The sequence below is a fragment of the Methylorubrum podarium genome (assembly GCF_022179745.1).
GTDB lineage: Bacteria > Pseudomonadota > Alphaproteobacteria > Rhizobiales > Beijerinckiaceae > Methylobacterium > Methylobacterium podarium.
Map to the genome: position 1 here is coordinate 1 of NZ_BPRD01000551.1, position 2942 is coordinate 2942.

4 protein-coding genes are annotated in these 2942 nt (G+C 71.8%); 1 reads left to right on the forward strand and 3 read right to left on the reverse strand.

The genetic code is table 11. From position 1 onward, the window contains the following. The first annotated feature begins 166 nt into the window (after nucleotides 1-166). Complete coding sequence (locus MFF42_RS23280) at nucleotides 167-541, forward strand: hypothetical protein (protein WP_238258111.1); 375 nt, start codon at nucleotides 167-169, stop codon at nucleotides 539-541. A gap of 7 nt (nucleotides 542-548) precedes the next feature. Here the strand turns inward: MFF42_RS23280 and MFF42_RS23285 are convergent, their stop codons facing one another. The 3 genes from MFF42_RS23285 to MFF42_RS23295 all read right to left on the reverse strand — a co-directional run. After that, complete coding sequence (locus tag MFF42_RS23285; RefSeq protein ID WP_238258113.1) at nucleotides 549-881, reverse strand: type II toxin-antitoxin system RelE/ParE family toxin; 333 nt, start codon at nucleotides 879-881, stop codon at nucleotides 549-551. Next, nucleotides 838-1113, reverse strand: a complete 276-nt coding sequence (locus tag MFF42_RS23290; RefSeq protein ID WP_238258114.1) for a type II toxin-antitoxin system ParD family antitoxin — start codon at nucleotides 1111-1113, stop codon at nucleotides 838-840. Before MFF42_RS23290 ends, MFF42_RS23285 begins: the two co-directional genes overlap by 44 nt. Nucleotides 1114-1244: 131 nt before the next feature. Beyond that, a partial coding sequence (locus MFF42_RS23295; protein WP_238258116.1) for a heparinase II/III domain-containing protein occupies nucleotides 1245-2942 on the reverse strand: 1698 nt, incomplete at its 5' end.

The following is a 2942-nucleotide window of genomic DNA, read 5'->3' on the forward strand; positions in this document are numbered from 1 at the left end:
CATGGACCGAGGGATGGGGGGCAAGGTGGGGTTTTTTGTGACGGGGGGACGGCGGTGTGGGGACCGCCGTCCCCCCGTCACAAAAAACCCCACCTTGCCCCCCATCCCTCGGTCCATGGCCGGATCGGACAAGAATCAGCGGCCGGTATCATTGGGGGCTTGCCGGATGACGCTCGACGACGCGCGCGACGACTTCTCGCGCCTGCATCGCCTGTTCACCTTCCACCTCGGCGTGGCGGTCGGCCTCGCGTGGCTGACGACGCTCTACGCGGCCGCCTCGGCGCCGTGGGTGCGCAACATCCGCGCGCTGATCGACCCGACCGGCCCGGTGCGGATCGAGAGCACGCTCTCCTACCTGTTCGTGATGCCGGCCGTCCTGACGCTCGCCTGGGCGTCGGCCTATTTCGGGCGCGAGACCATGCGCCGCTTCCAGACCCTGCCGAACCAGACGCTGGAATTCGCCGCCGCGGCGATGGTGGCCTTCGGCGTGTTCTACCTGTCGATCGACCGGGCCGTGGCCGTGATCAGCGCGGGGTTCTGAGGCTCGCTCAAGCTTCAAAATCGTCGCGCCCGATGTCGCGATACCCGCTGAGAACGCGCACCAACTCGATCCCGTGTTGTTTCGGGAAGTAGAACAGCACGGAGCTTCCCACGGGGAAGCTCCGCAGGTTTTCGAACAGTTCCGCTCGGAGACGCCCCGCCTCGGGGTTGTCGGCCAGCATTTCCAAGACGCTTTCGACCGGATCGAGGACGCCGTCGGCGGCGGTCTCATTCTCGTCGGCGATATAGTCCCAGAGGTCGAGGAGATCCTGGCGGGCGCGGGGTCGGCGAACGATGTCACCCACGTGCGGAGTCTTCGTTTCTCGTCCGTCGCCGGGCACGCGCCTCCGCCTTGATCGCATCCATGTCGAGCGGTTCGGCCGGACCGCTGTCGATGCCGTCCTGTATGTCGCGCCGCAGTGCTTCCAGCTTGGCAGCTCGAGTTTGCTCGCGCTCCTCCATCAGCCGCAAGCCGTCGCGCACGACCTCGCTGGCGGAGGCGTAGCGCCCGCTCGCGACGAGCCCCTTCACGAAGCGCTCGTAATGTTCGCCCAACGTGTAGCTCGATGCCATCGCTCAACCCTTACGATGCATTAAAATAGCACTTTATGCTATTCGTTCAAAGGCGCTCTGATTGCTGGGGTGCTGGCTGACGGCGTCCTCGCGCCGGATCATCCCCTCGTCGCCCGAACGTAGCGCGCCTCTTAGGCCTCCACCAACCGGCGCACCTCCTCATCGGCGAGCAGCCGCAAGAGCCGCTGCTCCGCCCCCGCATCCGCGGCGAGGACGACGCCGCCGCAGACCGTGTCGCGGCCGGTGAAGGCGTAGCGCAGCACCGGCGTCGGCCTCAGCCCGCCCGCTCCCGTCGCGGAAAACCCCTGCATCGCGTGCGGCCGGTCGTTGCGGCCGATGGCGGCGTCCATCCCGGCCGCCTGCCCTCTCAACGGCACCGCGACGACATCCAGCCGCCGGCCGTCCTGCTGTGCCAGCGCCCGGCGCGGCCCCGAGAGGGCGATTAGCGCTTCGGGGGGAAGATGCAGCCGCCCCTCGAACGCGAGGGCGCGCCCCGGCCGTCGGAACCGGTCGATCACCGCCATCCCGCTCAGGTCGTCGAGCACGAGGAACAGGCGGGCATGGTCGTGATCGGGACCGTGCACCGTGGTGGCGAGCCGCAGCGCCTCGGCACCGTCGAGCGCCACGCGCGCGGTGAGCAGGCCCGAACCGGCCATCGGCTCGCCACCGTCCGGGATCGCGACGTTGTGGGCGCGGGGCGAGAGCAGGTGGTGGCGCGCCGGCCCGACCTCGACGCCCTCGGCCCCGCCCCCCTCCACGATCCAACGCCGCGAGCCGGTGGCGAAGGTGAAGGAGGTGCAGTCGCGATGCCCGTGCGGTGACTGCGCGGCATAGGTGAGGGCGAAATGACCCCAGCCGCGCTCCATCCCGTCGTGGCGCAGGGCGAGCAGGCCGGCGGAGCGGCCGTCCGGCACGGGTGCCGCGTCCCGCTCCGCCACGAGATCGCGGTCCCGGGCCGACAGCCGGGCGATCCAGCCGGCATGGTCGAGGCTGGCGGGCGCGTCGCCGAAGGGCGGCAGCCGCCCGCCAGGATCGAGCAGGCCGGCGAGCCCCGGCAGCGCGGCCTCGACGCGGCGGCGGATCGTCGGGCCGGGCTCGCTCTCGCCGAGGGCCGCGGCGATGGCCTGCCCATGGCTCACGAGGTCGAGGCGCCGCACCGGCGCGGCGTCGGCGAAATCGCCGCCCTCGGGCAGGATCACGTCGAAACCGTGGGCGAGGCTGTCGCGGGCGAGCGAATCCCAGTGCGGGGCGAAGGCGAAATCGGGCAGCGCGCGCGCCAGGGCGAGGAGTGCGGCCGCCGCCTGGATGCCGTGCAGGGCGCGAGCCAGGGTGTTCTGCCCGACGATCTCGGCCAGCGCGAAGCCGTGCCGCGCGGCTTCCGCGGCGATCTTGGCGCGGGCGGGCTCGTCGCCGTCCGCAACCAGGCTCGCGAACACGTCGGAGCGGGGAGCCAGGGCCGCCGGGTGCAGGCTCAGGCCGTCCGCCGGCTGGCCCCAGGGATTGGCCCGCGACCAGGAGGCAGCAATGCCCTGAGCGCGCATCGCCGTGCCGGGGAGTGCGGCGAGCGGCAGGAGCCAGGCCAGCGACTGGTAGGCGAGGCGCCACGCCACCGAGCGGAACGGATCCTCGCGCCAGTCCGGCGCCGCGGGCAAGGTCCAGTCGGGCAGGCCGGCGAGGCTCAGGACCACGTCGTCGCCCTCAATGCGCGCGCTTCGGTCCGGGCCTTCCCGCAACGCGCGGGCTCGGGCGAGGATCGGCGCGGCCCCCGCACTGGAGCTCGCGATCCATGAGCCGGGCACGCCGCCGGGCAGGCCGAGCCGGTCGGCGAG

What these genes read in the sequence shown, in the direction of transcription:
- MFF42_RS23280 (WP_238258111.1), top strand. Translation starts at nt 167, where the DNA reads ATGACGCTCGACGACGCGCGCGACGACTTCTCGCGCCTGCATCGCCTG.
- MFF42_RS23290 (WP_238258114.1), bottom strand. Translation starts at nt 1,113, where the DNA reads ATGGCATCGAGCTACACGTTGGGCGAACATTACGAGCGCTTCGTGAAG.